This window comes from Rudanella paleaurantiibacter (genome assembly GCF_009184635.1).
GTDB lineage: Bacteria > Bacteroidota > Bacteroidia > Cytophagales > Spirosomataceae > Rudanella > Rudanella paleaurantiibacter.
Genome location: NZ_WELI01000017.1, coordinates 1 through 17,005 on the forward strand (window position 1 = coordinate 1; position 17,005 = coordinate 17,005).

Annotated in this window: 9 protein-coding genes; 4 read left to right on the plus strand and 5 right to left on the minus strand. The window is 54.5% G+C overall.

The window, feature by feature from the left end:
• Window positions 1-92: 92 nt before the first annotated feature.
• From queA to F5984_RS24780, 3 genes are all read right to left on the minus strand, one after another.
• Entirely contained in the window at window positions 93-1,136 is a 1,044-nt protein-coding gene (gene queA, locus F5984_RS24770) for a tRNA preQ1(34) S-adenosylmethionine ribosyltransferase-isomerase QueA (RefSeq protein ID WP_152126843.1), read from the minus strand.
• 247 nt (window positions 1,137-1,383) lie between these two features.
• Window positions 1,384-1,731 carry a hypothetical protein gene (locus F5984_RS24775; protein WP_152126844.1) on the minus strand — a complete coding sequence of 116 codons (348 nt, stop codon included), beginning with the start codon at window positions 1,729-1,731 and terminating at the stop codon, window positions 1,384-1,386.
• Window positions 1,732-1,913: 182 nt separating this feature from the next.
• Entirely contained in the window at window positions 1,914-2,852 is a 939-nt protein-coding gene (locus F5984_RS24780; protein ID WP_152126845.1) for a DUF72 domain-containing protein, read from the minus strand.
• Between the two features lie 408 nt (window positions 2,853-3,260).
• Between F5984_RS24780 and F5984_RS24785 the strand changes: the two genes are divergently transcribed.
• From F5984_RS24785 to F5984_RS24800, 4 genes are all read left to right on the plus strand, one after another.
• Window positions 3,261-5,972, plus strand: a complete 2,712-nt coding sequence (locus F5984_RS24785) for a valine--tRNA ligase (RefSeq protein ID WP_152126976.1) — start codon at window positions 3,261-3,263, stop codon at window positions 5,970-5,972.
• A gap of 180 nt (window positions 5,973-6,152) precedes the next feature.
• Window positions 6,153-6,986: a 50S ribosomal protein L11 methyltransferase gene (prmA, locus tag F5984_RS24790; protein WP_152126846.1), complete on the plus strand. Its 834-nt coding sequence runs from the start codon at window positions 6,153-6,155 to the stop codon at window positions 6,984-6,986.
• A gap of 15 nt (window positions 6,987-7,001) precedes the next feature.
• A complete protein-coding gene (locus F5984_RS24795; RefSeq protein ID WP_152126847.1) occupies window positions 7,002-12,221 on the plus strand; it encodes a hypothetical protein in 5,220 nt (1,739 codons plus the stop codon).
• A gap of 187 nt (window positions 12,222-12,408) precedes the next feature.
• Complete coding sequence (locus F5984_RS24800; RefSeq protein WP_152126848.1) at window positions 12,409-12,948, plus strand: transposase; 540 nt, start codon at window positions 12,409-12,411, stop codon at window positions 12,946-12,948.
• 186 nt (window positions 12,949-13,134) lie between these two features.
• Here the strand turns inward: F5984_RS24800 and F5984_RS24805 are convergent, their stop codons facing one another.
• Entirely contained in the window at window positions 13,135-14,841 is a 1,707-nt protein-coding gene (locus F5984_RS24805) for a S41 family peptidase (RefSeq protein ID WP_152126849.1), read from the minus strand.
• Window positions 14,842-14,975: 134 nt separating this feature from the next.
• Window positions 14,976-16,985: an acetoacetate--CoA ligase gene (locus F5984_RS24810; protein WP_152126850.1), complete on the minus strand. Its 2,010-nt coding sequence runs from the start codon at window positions 16,983-16,985 to the stop codon at window positions 14,976-14,978.
• Window positions 16,986-17,005: the final 20 nt, after the last annotated feature.

Genomic DNA, 17,005 nt, shown 5'->3' on the forward strand with positions numbered 1-17,005 from the left:
TGTTGTGGGGTGGGTTTTGTGCCAACCGCTTGAATAGTCCGCCCCCGCCACCCCCCCCCCCCCCCCCACTTCTATCTCCTCACTCCTCAACGTTAGATAATCAACATGGCATCGCCGTAGCTGAAGAAACGGTATTTCTCTTTGATCGCCGTTTGGTAGACTTCCTTCATGAACTCGTGGCCGCCAAACGCACTTGCCATCATAATCAGAATAGATTCTGGCAGGTGGAAGTTGGTCAGCAACGAGTTGGCAATTTTGAAATCGTAAGGCGGGAAGATAAACCGGTCAGTCCAGCCTTCAACGGGCTTCAAGCGGCTATTAGCCGACACCGACGACTCAATCGCTTTGAGCGACGTAGTGCCGATAGCGCACACCCGCTTACCGGCATCAAGGGCCGTGTTGACAATCTGAGCCGAGTCGGCCGGGATGGCGTAGTTTTCCGAATCCGTCTTGTGCTTGGTCAGGTCTTCTACATCGACCTGCCGGAACGTACCCAGCCCCACGTGCAGGGTGATCGGGGCAAAATGGATGCCTTTGATCTCCATGCGCTTCATCATGGCTTTGGTAAAGTGCAGGCCAGCCGTTGGAGCGGCTACGGCACCTACATGTTCGGCAAAAACGGTCTGATACCGCTCACGGTCGGCATCTTCGGTTTCGCGTTTGATTTCGCGGGGCAACGGCATTTCGCCCAGTTCGTCAACGGCCTTCATGAACTCTTCATGCGAACCATCGAACAAAAACCGGATCGTGCGTCCCCGAGAGGTTGTATTGTCAATTACCTCGGCCACCAGATCGCTGTCGCCGAAGTAAAGTTTGTTACCAACACGAATTTTGCGGGCAGGGTCCACCAGTACATCCCACAGTTTCATTTCGCGATTCAGCTCGCGTAGCAGGAACACCTCGATCTTGGCCCCAGTCTTCTCTTTATTGCCGTATAATCGCGCCGGAAACACCTTGGTGTTGTTAATCACCATGACGTCGCCGTCGTCGAAATAGCTCAGCAGATCAGAGAACATTTTGTGTTCGATTTGCTTTGTTTTGCGGTGCACTACCATTAAGCGTGCTTCACCGCGCTCAGCCGGATACTTTGCGATCAGGCTCTCAGGCAAGTCGAACCTAAATTCAGATAGCTTCATAAGCGTATTAGCCCCAAATAATCAACCCGTTATAACAAAAAGTCCGCAAATATACAACGCAAAAACCCGGATGCTTCTTTTTCTCCGGGTTTTACTTGCAATTTTCGCGATTATGTCCTAAACGCTCACTTTTTTGAATGGAGAACGGTTTATGGAGAATGAAAAATGGACAATGAAGAATGATCAATGGGCCGTGCAGGATACGACCCAAACCCATTCCCCTCATTATGCATTGATACATTGGGCATCAATTCCCAAGCGGCTGTACCGATCCCTCCGTATTGACCGTAGGCCGCTCGCCCACGTTGAACTTAGCCATTAACTCAGCCGATACTTCGTTGGCATACGTACCCTGCGCCGACACAAACAGGCCTTTTTGGCCGGCTTTAGTCGTAATGGCGTACAGGGTCATTTCGTCGCCGGGGTCGGAGGTACCTTCGAAGCGGTGAAACTCATCGACCATAAATTCGTCGCCCCGCACACGCATGTCGGTACCGGCTACGGTTAGGTAGTCGGCATGGGGAGAAAACTCGTAGCTGTAGCCCCGAGCGCGGAGGTTTTCCATCGCTTCGGTTAAGGTGGTGAAGTGATTCATGACGTTGGTCCGTTGTTTACCCCATTAACCGCCAGCCCGCCGGATGGTTTTTGAAGGTTACGGACTGGTCTTTTTTAGCGATGTCATCTTGTTTGGAAAGATGACATCGCTGTGTTTTACCGACTCGCTCACTGGCCTTTTGTAGAGCTTTCCAAACAAGATGACAGCTCGGTGAGCATCTTCTAAAACAAGCTGCCCTGTACCAGTTGTGGCTGAATCTGAGGTTCGCGGAGGTTGAGCCCGCAACACTCGTTTAGCTGGCGCACCCAGTACCGGATTAGTTCGGGGGCGGTATCGTTGTCGCCACCGCCATGCACAAAGAGGTAGGCCGTTTGCAGTCCCTTATCAAACCAGGTTTTGAGCCGTTGCACCCAGGCATCGGTACGGGCATAGTCAGATGGATGCCCCTCGTTGGCAATGAACCGAAGAGTGAGCACGGGGCTACTCAAGCCCATGTGCAACACATCGCGCCGACCCGCTACGTCGGTAATAACCACGTGCCGATGCAGGCCATGCAGTTTTTCGAGCGTGGCTGGCCACACATCTTTTTTAAACCAGTCGGGGTGCCGGAACTCCACGGCCACGTCGAGTTCGTCGGGGAGGTTAGTCAGGTACGTTTCCAGAATTGGCCACTTGTCGGGGGCAAACTGAGGGGGCAATTGCAGAAACGACATCCCCAGGTTTTCTTCCAGACCCATAATGGCGTTTACAAACTCATCGGTGAGGGCTTCAGAAGCCACCAGCATTCGTTCGTGGCTGATTAATTGCGGGAACTTAGGGCAGTATACGAAGCCCCCCTGCTCGGCCGTACGGGTACTTGCTCCGGCAATAGCTTCGGTGCGCCATTTAGTAATCATGGCGGGCGTCGGAATCTGGTAGTGCGTCAGGTTTAGCTCAATGGTATTGAACTGTCGGGTGTAGTGATGCAGATAGTCGCGCTCTTTGGCCGTAGTTGGGTATACTTTCCCGACGTACTGCCGGTTGGCCCAGATAGGCCCACCGATGTAGACCGAGGGTCGGGGCGCAGGCATGGCCTGACTCCAGATCTGCGCATTGAACGCCTGACCGGGCGGCAACGCAAAGTTGATCTGATCAATGTTGGCGGCTTTTCCGAATTCCATGACTTTGAGGATGAAGCGATTGGTTCTAAAAGAGATGACCACCGGGTAGCCCCGATCTTTCTAAACAGATGTCATCTCTTAAGAATCAGAAATTTACACCTTTTGTTTTCGACAAAACGGTCCATTCGCGAACTAAAATTCGGGCGTGCACAACAACTCCCCCAAACCAACTTATTGGGCAGAAAGTGGCCACCCAGAAGGCTCTGGGCTAACCATTTACGAAGCCGTTGCGTGGGCGATTACGTTTGACAACTCTAGGAAGCACCCGCTATTGTGCTCATTTATACACCCTCGCGCAAACGCACCACCGGTTATTTGTCGGAGGGGGTTATTTTTGCACCTTATATCCGTAAATCAGAACGCAGCCGGTCGGTGAGCCGGTGTTGCTTCTGGACAATTTCGCGCAGCATGATCGCTAAAACGTATAATCCCAGAGACGTCGAAGAAAAGTGGTACCAATACTGGATCGACAACCAGTTGTTCAAGTCGGTTCCTGATGAGCGGGAGCCGTACACCATCGTGATTCCGCCCCCCAACGTGACGGGCTTGCTCCACATGGGCCACATGCTCAACAATACGATTCAGGATGTGCTGATTCGGAAAGCCCGTATGGAAGGCAAAAACGCCTGCTGGGTGCCCGGTACCGACCACGCCAGTATTGCCACCGAAGCCAAGGTGGTGAACATGCTCAAAGAACGGGGCATCAAAAAAACCGACCTCACGCGCGACGAGTTTCTGAGCTACGCCTGGGAATGGAAAGAAAAGTACGGCGGCATTATTCTGAAACAGCTGCGCAAGCTGGGCGCATCCTGCGACTGGGACCGGACGCGCTTCACCATGGAGCCCGACCTCTACGACTCGGTTATCGACGTGTTTGTTGACCTCTACCAGAAAGGTAAGGTTTACCGGGGCGTCAGAATGGTGAACTGGGACCCGCAAGGGCTCACGGCCGTATCCGACGAAGAGGTTATCATGAAAGAAGTACAGCAGAAGCTGGTGTATATTCGATATGAGGTAAAAGGAGGAAAGGAGAAGGGAGAAAAGGAGGAAAGAAGTGGAGAAGCATCAACTGACTCTTCTGCCGTCTCCCTTCTGCCGTCTCCTGAATATATTACTATCGCTACTGTTCGGCCGGAGACCATCATGGCCGACTCGGCGATCTGCGTGAACCCGAACGACGAACGCTACGGGCACCTGATTGGCAAACAGGCCCTGATTCCGCTTATAAACCGGCCCATCCCGATTATTGCCGATGAGTATGTAACGATGGACTTCGGAACGGGCTGCCTCAAAGTGACGCCCGCCCACGACCCGAATGATTATGAGCTGGGCATTAAGCACAAGCTGCCGGTCATCGACATTCTGAACGACAACGGCACGCTCAACGAAAAGGCGCAGATTCTGGTCGGTAAAGACCGGTTTGCGGCCCGCAAGGAGATTATCGCGTTGCTGGAAGAAGCGGGGCACCTCGAAAAAACCGAAGAGTACAAGTCGAACGTGGGGTATTCGGAGCGGACCAACGCCGTGATTGAGCCGAAGCTGTCGTTGCAATGGTTCCTGAAGATGGACCAGATTGCGAAGCCTGCCCTCGAAAACGTAATGAACGACACCATCCAGCTGGTGCCGCCCAAGTTCAAAAATATGTACCGGGCCTGGATGGAAAACCCGCACGACTGGTGCATTAGCCGCCAATTGTGGTGGGGGCAGCAAATTCCAGCGTTCTACCTGAACGATGGCACCATTATCGTGGCCAAGAACAAACGCGAGGCTCTGCGCAAAGCCCAGCGCGAGTATCAGCTGTTTGCCCTCACTGAGCAGGACCTGACGCAGGACGAAGATGTACTCGACACCTGGTTTTCGTCGTGGCTGTGGCCCATTACGGTGTTCAACGGCCTGAAAGAGCCAAACAATGCCGATATTAACTACTACTACCCAACCAACGACCTCGTTACGGGCTTCGACATTATTTTCTTCTGGGTTGCCCGCATGATTATGGCCGGGTACGAGTACCGGCAGGAGCGCCCGTTCCGCAACGTGTATTTCACGGGGATGGTGCGCGACAAGCAGGGCCGAAAAATGTCGAAACAACTGGGCAACAGTCCCGACCCGCTCGACCTGATTGAGGTATTCGGGGCCGATGGCGTCCGGACGGGGATGCTGTTCAGCTCGGCGGCCGGTAACGACCTGCTCTTCGACGAAAAACTGTGCGAGCAGGGCCGGAACTTCAACAACAAAATCTGGAATGCCTTCCGGTTGGTGAAGGGGTGGACGGTTGATAGTCGGCAGGAGGCAGTAGCAGTTGGCAGTAATCAATTATCCATTCAGTGGTTTGGTGCCCGGTTGAATGCGACTCTGGCTGAGGTGGAAGACCATTTCAGCAAATTCCGGATTTCGGACGCCCTGCAAAGCATTTACAAGCTCATCTGGGACGATTTCTGCTCGCAGTACCTCGAAATGATCAAACCCCCTTACGATCAGGAGGCCAATGGGTCGCTGCCGATTGATGCGGCTACCTACGAGGCTACGGTCCACTTCTTCGAGCAACTGTTGCAGTTGGCGCATCCGTTTATGCCGTTCATTACGGAGGAAATCTGGCAACAACTGCGCGAGCGCGAAGCCGGTGCCAGCATCTGCGTGGCTCCGTTCCCGAAAGCCGGGGAAGTAGACGGGCAAATCATCGCCGATTTTGCCATCCTGACCGAGGCCGTCAGCACCATTCGGAACCTCCGTTCGTCGAAAGGACTGTCGCCCCGCATCGAGCTGCCGTTGTCTATCCGTACAGAAACGCCCGACCGCTACCGGCCGCTCGAAGGGTTGTTTACGAAACTGGCCAACGTGGTGGATATTCAGTACGTGACCGAAAAGGCCCCCGGCACACCATTCCTGATTAAGTCCGACGAATTTTTTGTGAACGTAGCGGGCGAAGTAGACGAAGAAGCCGAACTGGCCGAAGCTCGCAAAGAGCTGGAATACCTCACGGGTTTCCGCGACTCGGTACAGAAAAAACTCGCCAACGAGAAGTTTGTAGCCAATGCCAAACCCGACGTGGTAGACCGCGAACGCCAGAAACTGGCCGACGCCGAAGCCAAAATCAAGGCATTGGAAGAACGGCTCAAATAAACAGAGATGACAGATCTGCTTAAAAAAGCCTCCAACTGAGCAATCAAGCAGAATTAAACGCAAGTATTTGAAATAGGCGTTCTGTCATCCCGACGAAGGAGGGGTCTTTCTATCAGGCAATTAGAAAGATCCCTCCTTCGTCAGGATGACAGAAAAGTAGTCTGATTCTTCTCCCCAACTATGAATTATACCGAGCTAAAATTGACCCTCTCGCCCGACTATGCCGACATTCTGACGGCCGAGCTGGCCGAGTTGGGTTTTGAGTCGTTTGTGGAAACCGACGAAGGCCTCAATGCATACATCGTTGAGCCCGATTTCGACGAAGCCGCCGTGCAGGAAGTTATTGACCGCTACGCCCCGCAAACCGCAATAGTCTACGAGGTTACATCGTTAGAAAAACGAAACTGGAACGCCGAATGGGAGCAGAGTTATCAGCCAATTGAGGTAGGTCAGGCGGTGCGGGTGCGGGCGTCGTTTCATGAGCCCAATCCGGCTTTTCAATTCGATTTGGTCATCAATCCGAAAATGTCGTTTGGAACAGGGCACCACGAAACCACCGCCATGATGCTCGAACATCAGTTGGGTATCGACCACGCGGGCAAATCGGTGCTCGATGTGGGTAGCGGAACCGGGATTCTGGCGATTCTGGCCGCCCACATGGGCGCCACGCCCGTAGTTGCGTTCGACATTGAGGAGTGGGCCGTAGAAAACGCGCAGGAGAATGCTGCTCTGAACGATTGCGCAGCCATCCGGGTGTTTCAGGGCACCATTGCCGATGTGGATACCACCGACCGGTACGATCTTGTGCTGGCCAACATCAACCGCAACGTGCTGCTGGCCGAAATCCCGACGTATGCTGCCCTGATGAACCCTGGCGGCTACCTGCTGGTAAGCGGCTTTTACGAGCACGACGCGGCCGATATCGACGCCAAAGCGCAGGAAGTAGGTTTGAGTCCGGTTGGCCGAAAAACACAGAATGGGTGGTGTTCGTTGGTTTTTGCCAACCCTGCCTAAGTCAACAACAATACGATGAAACGCATTTCTATTTTGCTGGTTTTGAGCCTGGCCACTACGATCTCGGTAATGGGGCAGGCGGTGAAGCTTTCCGAAACGCCGGATCAGTTTATTGCCGATGTGCAGAAACTCATGGCCACCGGAGGCCCGGCAGCGGTCAAAGCCGGTACCAACCTACAGGCTCTCTGGTCAGAAAATCGGCTGACGCCCGCCCAACGCGACCGCCTGATGGCGCTAAGCCGCAAAATGAATGCAAAACGGTATCAACCAGCCGCACACTTCGCCCCGCTGTTCGAAACGTTCTACAACGCAGCCTACACCCAGAAGCCATCGGCCCAGCCCGTCAATCTGGACGACCTGCTGACCCTGGCCGAAAAGCAGTTTACCAACGGCGACGCCAAAGCGTTCGGACAGGTCATGAATGCCACGCGGCAGTTTCTGGAGCGTCGGTTACTGTACGCGGGTACGTACAACAAACTCTACGCCGAAGGAGGTACGTTCTCGTTCCGCTACCTCGACCAACCGCAAACTGCCGGTACAACTGACGTAGCCCCGCAAAGTAGCACGACCGCAGCCCCGACTACCAGTACCGCCCCGGCCAGTAACTTCGACGGTTGGGACGACCCGCTCCCCGGTGACTCGACCATGACCAAGCCCCTGGGCCGGGTGTTTATCCCGCAAAAACGGTCTATGCCCGCCCTGGTTGGCCCAGTGCTGACGATCAAAGACGTGTTTCTGAGTATGGTAGCCAACGGCGACTCCGTTGTGATTCCCGGCACGGGTGGCGACTTGATGCTCAACTCCGGTGTATTTGTGGGGAAGGGCGGCAAATTTGACTGGACAGTTGCAGGAAGGCCCGACATTTTTGTGACCCTCGGCGACTACACCCTGACCGTGATGAACCCCCGTTTGTCGGCCGACGACGTGACGCTCACGCACCCGGCCTCACCCAAGCCCATCAAAGGGGTTTTTGAATACGTCAGCAAAAAGAAAGGAACCCCGCAGGCCGCTCAGTTTCCCCGGTTTATGTCGTGGCAAAGCGATGTTACACTGCCCGACCTGGGTAAAGACGTCACCTACAAAGGGGGCTTTGCGCTGGCAGGTGCCCGTATTGTGGGCGCATCGGCGAGTGGCCAACCGGCCGTGATTACCGTCCTCGACGGCGGCAAACCCGCATTTCGAGTGCGTAGTAATCGGTTTGAGTTTACCACCACCACCGGGCGGGCTACCCCGGCCGACTCCTCATTCAACGGGGGGCTGCTGCCCGGCGAATCGTTGGGGGGCGCACCTGGCAAACCCACCTCGCTCATTACGGCGGCTGCGGCTCAGTTTTCGGGATACATCGAAACCGACTCTATTACGCATCCATCGGTGCAGTTTCGGTACGACAAAGAGGGCCGCGTGGCCTGGCTAAACCGGCAGGAACGCTCGCCCTATGCACGGGTGCCGTTTACCGACACGTACCACAAATTTTACATTCAGCCGGAGGTACTGCGCTGGGATGTAGCCCGCCGAAAAGTTGATTTCTACCAGATTGGGGCCAAGCGGGAAGTACCCGTCCGGCTCGAATCGTTCGATTACTTTGTGCCTGAGCGGTACTCCGACCTGAGCCTTGATTACGGCTTCCACCCGTTGCAAATTGCCGCCAATTACATCTCCAAAAACAAAACCCAGACGTTTCTGGCCGATGACCTGGCGCAGTTTGCCCGCCTAAACCCCAAAACGCTGGGCGGAGCCCTCGACCGGATGGTAATTGAGGGGTATCTGGACAAGGACCCGAACACCGGCCTGATGCGTCTGAGTCGCAAAGGGATTCTGTACGTGCTGGCCTACAACAAACAGCGCGACTACGATAACTTCCAGATTCAGTCGCAGTTTGTGTCGAACGACAGCGTTAAAAATGCCACCATCAACCTGAACGACAAGTTTCTGACGGTGCGGGGCGTAAAAACATTTACCATCAGCGACTCCCTCAAAATATACGGAGCCCCGACTGATAAGACCCTCCGCATTGGCAAAGGCCGTGCTTTTACCCTCAACGGGCAACTGAAATCGGGTACGTTCCGGTATTCGGGGCGCGACATGGCGTTCGATTACGACAAGTTTGCCATGAACCTCAACAAAATCGACTCCATCACCTTTACGCCCCAGCAGTTGGCGGCACAGGGCCGGACCGAAGAGGTAGGGGGCGATATTAAGTACGACAAACCGGGGATGGTGTACCTCGGCACGCCCGACAACAAATCGGGCCGGATGAAAGACAAGAAAACCACGCAGCGGCTCGTGATGCCCGAGGGCATGACCGTGTATTTCAACCAGCCGGTGCGGGGTAATATCACTTACAACGAAAAAGTCTATTTCAAAATCCCGGCCATCGACAATGACAGCCTCGGTAAAGGCGACATTTCGTTTGTCGGTACGTTTTATTCCGATGGCATTTTCCCGCCGTTTAAGGCTGAGCTGAAAACCATGCCCGACAATACGCTCGGTTTTGTGCACAAGGCTCCACCGGGCGGCTACGCTATTTACGGCAGCAAGCCTACAAGCACAACGGGAGCATCCACTCCGGGAGCATCCACTCTGGGCGGCTCAAATGTGAAATTCACCGGCGACCTGCGCATGGACAAGAGCGGGTTACGGGCCGAGGGTACGCTGAACCACCTGACTGCCAGCCTGACTACCGGTGGTATTCTGTTCATGACCGACTCGCTGCTGGCCTCAGGCCCCAAAGGCGAAATTCGGGAGGGTGTTTCGGGCAAACCCGGCCCCAAACAGGTGTATTTTCCGGCCGTACAGGTTAACGATTACAGCCTCAAATGGTGGCCCAAAGCCGATAGCATGGTCATCATGACTCAGAAGGGCAACTTCAATTTTTATAACGGTAGCACCAAACTGGAAGGAAATCTGGTACTCCGCAGCAGCGGCCTGTTTGGCAACGGCACCCTCCGCCGAAACGACTCCGAAGCCCTCTCGCGCAGTGTTAAGTTCAACAAAGACGGTTTTATGGCCGAAGATGCCCAGTTCAAAATCATCTCCGACGTTGCCCAGAAAGGAATCGCCAACAAGCCTATCTTGCTCGGTACGGGCCTCGATGTCGACTTTAATCAGGTGAAAGGCGTAGTGGGGCTGACTATTAAGCCCACCAAAAATGCGGCCATCGACGATACCCTCAGCGCCAGCATGGAGTTTCCGTACGCAGCCTACAAGACCAACATCAACCGGGCGCAGTGGAACATCAACGCCAAAACCATTGCCATGAAAGCCGGCGATGTAAATACCTCCACGTTTACGGCAACGGCCGAGGAGCAGGAAGGCCTAACGTTTAATGCCGGGGCCGCCCTGTACGATGTGGAGAAAATGACGCTCAACATCAGCGGGGTTCCCTACGTTAAATCGGCCGATGCCCGCATTTATCCCGACAAGGGTCTGGTGTCGATAAAACGAAACGGCGAAATGACGGCGTTTAAGAACGCCCGGCTCGAACTCGATACGGTATCACTGCACCATAAACTCAAAAACGGCAACATTCAGATTCTGTCGCGTACGCGCTTTACGGGCGATGCAACCTATCAGTTTGCCACGGCCGCAGGCGACACGGCGAGTATCAAAATGGGTAGCTTCGAGCTGAAGGAGGCCCCGGCAAATGCCGCGCTGGCATCGAATCAGCCGACACCCGGCCCCAAAAACCGCCGAAAAGGTACAGCATCAACCGGCCTCACGTACTTTACGGTAGCCCGAGCCGAAATCGACGAGCGCGACAACCTGCAACTGGCTCCGCGCATGACGTTTAAGGGCGATATTCTGATGCAGGCCCCCGATAAAGACCTGGCACTGGATGGCTTCATCAAACCATCGCTCAAAAAACGCCAGGACCTGATTAGTGGCTGGATTCCGTTTAAGGAAAAAGTAGTGGAGCGCATTGAAATTAAGGTCGACAAAAACCTTAAAAACGAGGGCGACCAGCCGCTGGTGGCCGGTATTCACTACCGGGGCGGTGAAGGTGGCCTATACCCCACGTTTCTGTCGCCTAAAGAAGACCCGCGCGACGACGATATTTTCACGGTGCAGGGCCTGATGCGGTACGACGAAAAGGATAAAGTGTTTCGGATTGTGCAGAAAGGGGCCGACGGTCTCGAAGACCTCGAAAACGCCTTTACCTTCAACGACCCAAAGGGCAGCATGACCTACAAAGGCCGACTGACCCTCATGAACACAGCACCGGCCGAGTACCTGCTGGCGTCGGGTTCGGCCAATATCAACATCGATAGCACCAAGTACCGGCTCAACACCCTGCTGGCCTTCACGTTTCCGGTACCCGAACCTATCACCGCCGAGATTGGCAAGAAATTGGTCGAGGCCAATCTGGAAGAGCAAAACGACGAACCCGCCGACGACGACCTGAATGCCCTCTCCGACAAGATGGTGCCCTTAATTGGGCAGAAAGAGGTAGATGCCTACCGGGCCAAAGCCCAGAATCAGCACGTATCGCTCGCGTTGGCCTCGCCCAAACTGGCGGTTCCGCTGGTGTTTGCCAATGTTGAATTACGCTGGTCCGAAAAAACCAATGCGTTTTACAGTATCGGGCCGCTTGGGGTCTCAAATCTGGGCACCACGGACATCAACGCGATGATGAACGGCTTCATCGAGATCCGCAAAACCGCCAACGGCGACGAAGCTACGGTGTACGTTGAGTCGTCGGATGAGGTCTGGGCTTTTTATGAGTTCAAAAGTCAGGGCAACGGTGGTGGTCAGTTAGCCATCACGACCTCCGATCAGGCCATCAACGACAAGTTGCTGGCGGGCTCGAAAAACTCGGCTAAATCGGCGGTTGAGATTGTATCGGCCACACCCGACGAGAAAGACCAGTTTGTGTCGTTGTACCAAAGCCAGTACAAGACGCGGGTTCGGCCGGCGCCGGCTCCGAAGCCCAGCACCATTGCTACGCCTGCCGCCAAAACACCGGCAACAACACCAGCGGCTGGCTCGGCAGCTAAACCAACGGAGAAAGCCGTTGCCACAGATGCCCCAGCGGGCAAAGGCACGCCAGCTAAACCGGGCGCAACGACACCTGGTGTAGCAACAAAGCCCGGCGTAGCGACGCCCGGCGTGACGACGCCCGGATCAACCACAGCGACGGGTGTAAAAACCCCTGCCGACAAGGCCGTAGTGACGAAGGAGCCAGTAACCCCCAAAGAGAAGAAAAAGGAGAAAGAAGAGGAGAAGGAAGGGTTTTGATTGTAGAGACGCAATATTTTGCGTCTCACCGCCGGAGGGTCTCACCGCCGGATGGCAATAGATTCCTCACCCACCAGTTAATTGTAAGGGTACCAAATGGCTGACGCAAGGGAGACGCAAAATATTGCGTCTCTACACGTTTTGTTTCCGCAATTTTTATACGTTGCGAATCTAAAACCACCATGCCATGAACGAAACCCATTTCCGGGGCCAATACCGAATTGATCCGGCGCGGTTAGCCGAATACGACTACGGCTCCAACGGGATGTATTTCGTGACCATCTGCACCCGCGATCGCCAGCCTTATTTTGGTTCAATTGTCGAAAAAGGTGACGGTTACGCCCTTCAACCGACCCCAATTGGCCAACGGGCTATCGATTGTTGGTTGGCCATTCCCGACCATTTTCCGTTTGTCTTGCTTGATGAATTTCAGGTAATGCCCAATCATGTTCACGGCCTGTTGTGCATCAAAAAACCGGATTACGATGGCTGGCAACCCAACGCGTTTGGGCCGCAACGCCAAAATCTGGCATCAATCATACGCGGCTATAAGGTAGGCGTGACAACCTTTGCTGTACAGCAACAAATAGAGTTTGGCTGGCAAACCCGCTACCACGACCGGGTAGTCCGCAACGCCGACGAGTTGCTCCGCATTCAAAAATATATCCGTGAAAACCCCGCCCATTGGGCCACCGATCAGGACAATGTAGCCGGGTTGTATATGTAGATAGCACTAATTGTCTGCCCCACCTGTAGAGACGCATATTTGCGTCTCACCGCTGGAGGGTTTTACCGCCGGATGGCAATTCATTCCTTACCCACTTGTTGATTGTAAGGGCACTAATTGGCTGACGCAAAAAAAGAGACGCAATATTTTGCGTCTCTACATATACAATACTTTGATTATTCCTTCTTACTTCTTTGCCGACGACAGGGTTTCGCCACGCTCCAGCTGCCGTGCCCGGTCAAACAGGGTTATGGCTTTGCGGTACGTCTCGTCGGCTTCGCTCATGACCCGGTAAAACTCGTTGTTTTGGCCGCTGCGGTTGTTGCGCTGATACGTGTAACGTGCCACATATGCTTTCACCTGCGCCTGAATGTATTTTTTCGACCGGGCAAATTCCTTCTCGTTGAATTTGATACCCTGAGCCGTTGCATCCTTCACCAGTTGGGCCATTTGCTCATCGCCAAAGTTGACCGTCTTGTTAAACTCGGCAAAGGGGAGTTTTTCGAGCATCTTACGGTTGTCAGCCGCATACTCCAGCGCATATTCCCGAATGATGTTCTTGCCGTAAAGCTGCCCCAGATAAGCCGTTTGCCAGGTCGTGTCGCGCGGGATAAAGTAATCGGGCGTAATGCCGCCACCGCCGTACACCACCCGGCCATTATCGGTTTTAAACTTCAACTTCGGATCGTTCTTGATCGAATCAGCAATGAAGTACTCACCGCGTTTCGACCGGGCCTCCAGCTCGTGTTCGTATTCGCTTTCGTGGCCCAGTACGTAGGGCTTCTGGATACTCCGGCCACTCGGCGTGTAGTAGCGCGAGATAGTCAGCCGAAGCTCCGAACCGTCGGATAGCTGTACGGGCATTTGCACCAGCCCTTTACCGAACGACCGTCGACCCACAATCAACGCCCGGTCGTGGTCTTGTAACGCCCCGGCCACAATCTCCGAAGCCGAAGCGCTACCCTCGTCGATCAGCACCACCACAGGGCCATGCTCAAACTGACCGGCAATCTTGGCAAATGTCTGCCGGTCATACCGGGTATCTTTTCCGTTGGTGTACACCAGCAGTTTATTACCGTCAATCAGCTCGTCGGCCAGGCTCGTAGCCCGATCCATGTAACCACCGGGGTTGTTGCGCAGGTCGAGCATAAGCTGGGTCATACCCTGCTGCTTGAGCTGGCCCAGCGCCGTGCGAAACTCCTCGTAGGTTGTCTCCGAAAACCGATTGACTTTGATATAGCCCGTTTTTGCGTCGATCATGTACGAAGCATCCACCGAGTAAGTTGGAATCCGGTCCCGGGTTACAGTCACTACTTTGGGGGCCTTTTCGCCTTTACTCAGGATTGTCAGGCGTACTTCGGTGCCTTTTTTACCCCGCAGAGCCTGAAAAACCGACCCGTTATCCACCTTACCGCCCGTCAGCGAGGTTTCGTTCACTTTCAAAATTTTATCACCACTCCGAATACCAGCCGTTTCAGAAGGGCCGCCCGCCAACGGAGCCACCACATACACGGTATCCTTGTAAATATTGAATTCGACGCCGATACCGTCAAAACCACCTTCCAGTTGAGACCGGGCCGCTACGGCTTCGTCGGGGTTCATGTAGGCCGTGTGCGGGTCGAGTTTCTCCAGCATCTTAGTGATCGAATAATCCACCAGATCGTCGGTATTGACCGTATCCACGTAGTTGTTCTCGATCAGCTGTAGAATCTCTTTATATTTTGTGTAGCCTCGCCCGATGGTATTCACACTCTTGGCACCGCCAAAAAATGTAGCGCCAATAAGCATACCACCCGCCAAAGTCACACCCAGCAACATGGGCAAACGCACCGTTGCTTTATCATTTTGGATGGGCGGGTCCTGCCGCCGTCCAAAGTTCGTATCCTCCGCCATCACTCTCCTGTTTTTAAGGTTGTACACACGCCATAACGCAGTATGAATACTATAATGTTTACCAAAATCGAGGGAAAGCAGAAAAATAATCAAACCCGGCCATTTTAGCACAGAACACCAAGAAAATCAGCTCCTTATTTGGTAACTGTAATCTTGCCCGACGCTACCAGTTCCACAAACCCATCGAGGGCTGCCGGGTTGCGCATGGTATCTCGACTCGCCACGGTTTGGGGGTCGCTGCCGGCCAGAATTTTCTTGACGGGCATCTCCATTTTTTTGCCGCTGATCGTGTACGGCACCTCCGACACCTGATACACGGCATCGGGTACGTGACGAGGGCTGTACTGTGTCCGAATCGCCTGCCGAATCCGGCCGATGAGGGTTTCGTTCAGATCCTGCCCATCGCGCAGGGTCACAAACAGCGGCATGAAGTAATTGCCACCGGGCAAATCGACGCCCACCACAAGGCTATCGGCCACTTCGGGAACACTCTCTACGGCACTGTAAATTTCGGCTGTTCCGATTCGAACACCGTCGCGGTTCAGTGTCGCGTCTGACCGGCCGTAAATCACCACGCCGTTATGCTCGGTGATGCGGATAAAATCGCCATGTCGCCACACATTCGGGAAGGTATCAAAATAGCTGCTTCGGTACCGTTCCCGATTGGGGTCGTTCCAGAAGAAAATCGGCATAGAGGGCATTGGCTCCCGAATGACCATTTCGCCCAGCTGATTCTGCACCGGCTCGCCCGCTTCGTTGAACGCATCAAGCTTGCAGCCCAGCAAACGACGCTGAATTTCGCCGGCATACACGGGTACCTCTGGGCAACCGCCCACAAAACCGCTGCAAATGTCGGTGCCGCCACTGAACGAAATGAGCCAGACGTCTTTCTTCACAGCCTCGTACACCCACCGGAAGCCTTCGGGCGGCAACGGCGACCCCGTTGAGCCTATGGTCCGCAGGCTCGTCAACGTATGGGTACGTATAGGCCGGAGCGGCTCGCCATCTACCCCTCCCCGCATACACGACACAAAGTAGGCCGCCCCGCCCCCGAAATGATTAATCTGAGCGCGTTCGGCCAGGTCCCAGAGGGCGTTAAGGTTGGGGTAGGCCGGAGAACCTTCGTACAGAACGAGGGTAGCCCCCAGCAGCATGGATGCCAACCCGAAGTTCCACATCATCCAACCCGTAGTGGAGTACCAGAAATACCGTTCGCCGGGCCGAACATCCTGATGCAAAGCGAGCACTTTCAGGTGTTCGAGCAGGCAGCCGCCCACACTATGCGTAATGGCTTTGGGTTTGCCCGTTGTACCCGATGAATATAGCACCCAGATAGGGTCGTTGAACGGCACCGGTTCAAAGTAAAGCCCTGTGTTGGGGGTTTGCACCACCTCGGCCCAAAGGTCGGACCCCGTCAGCCGGTTCTGCACGGGCAAATCGGCGTAGGGCACCCAGATTATCCGTTCTACCGTAGGCAGTGCCTGCCGCAGCTCCTGCATCACGGCGGTTTTGTCGATCAGTTTGCCGTTGTAGAAATAGCCATCCACGGCCAGCAGCACCTTAGGTTCAATTTGCCGAAACCGATCCACAATACTTGCGGTGCCAAAATCGGGCGAGCAACTCGACCAAACCGCCCCCAGCGAGGCTGTAGCCAGAAACGACACCACTGTTTCGGGAATATTGGGCAATACCGACACCACACGGTCGCCCATGCCTACGCCCGCTTCGCGGAGGTAAGCCGCCACCGCAGCAACCTGCCGCTCCAGCACGTGCCACGACATCTGAAACGGGTCGCGGCCTTCGGCCTGAAAAATCAGGGCCGGGTGCTGTACACTTTTGTGCCGGAAAATATGTTCGGCATAGTTGACCGTTGCGCCCGTAAACCAGCGGGTTCCTAGCATGCCCCAGTTGGGAGGGCCGGGCTGAGGCCGGTCGAGCACATCGAAATAGGGCGTATGACTCTGCACATCGAAAAATTGGTAGATACTCTCCCAGAAATCTTCCAGATCAGTAACCGACCAATCCCATAAGTCATCGTAATCCCGGAAGTAAAGGCCGCGTTTGATAAACAGCCATTCCGTATATTTTTTGAGCGTTGAATGTTCAGCCAGAAAACGGTTGGGTTTCCAGAGAGGGGTAGTCATGCAGGTAGGCAGCTTATTGA

Coding starts and splice junctions, on each gene's coding strand:
- F5984_RS24780 (WP_152126845.1), bottom strand. CDS start 2,852: ATGGAATTCGGAAAAGCCGCCAACATTGATCAGATCAACTTTGCGTTG.
- prmA (WP_152126846.1), top strand. CDS start 6,153: ATGAATTATACCGAGCTAAAATTGACCCTCTCGCCCGACTATGCCGAC.
- F5984_RS24805 (WP_152126849.1), bottom strand. CDS start 14,841: ATGGCGGAGGATACGAACTTTGGACGGCGGCAGGACCCGCCCATCCAA.
- F5984_RS24785 (WP_152126976.1), top strand. CDS start 3,261: ATGATCGCTAAAACGTATAATCCCAGAGACGTCGAAGAAAAGTGGTAC.
- F5984_RS24810 (WP_152126850.1), bottom strand. CDS start 16,985: ATGACTACCCCTCTCTGGAAACCCAACCGTTTTCTGGCTGAACATTCA.
- F5984_RS24775 (WP_152126844.1), bottom strand. CDS start 1,731: ATGAATCACTTCACCACCTTAACCGAAGCGATGGAAAACCTCCGCGCT.
- F5984_RS24795 (WP_152126847.1), top strand. CDS start 7,002: ATGAAACGCATTTCTATTTTGCTGGTTTTGAGCCTGGCCACTACGATC.
- queA (WP_152126843.1), bottom strand. CDS start 1,136: ATGAAGCTATCTGAATTTAGGTTCGACTTGCCTGAGAGCCTGATCGCA.
- F5984_RS24800 (WP_152126848.1), top strand. CDS start 12,409: ATGAACGAAACCCATTTCCGGGGCCAATACCGAATTGATCCGGCGCGG.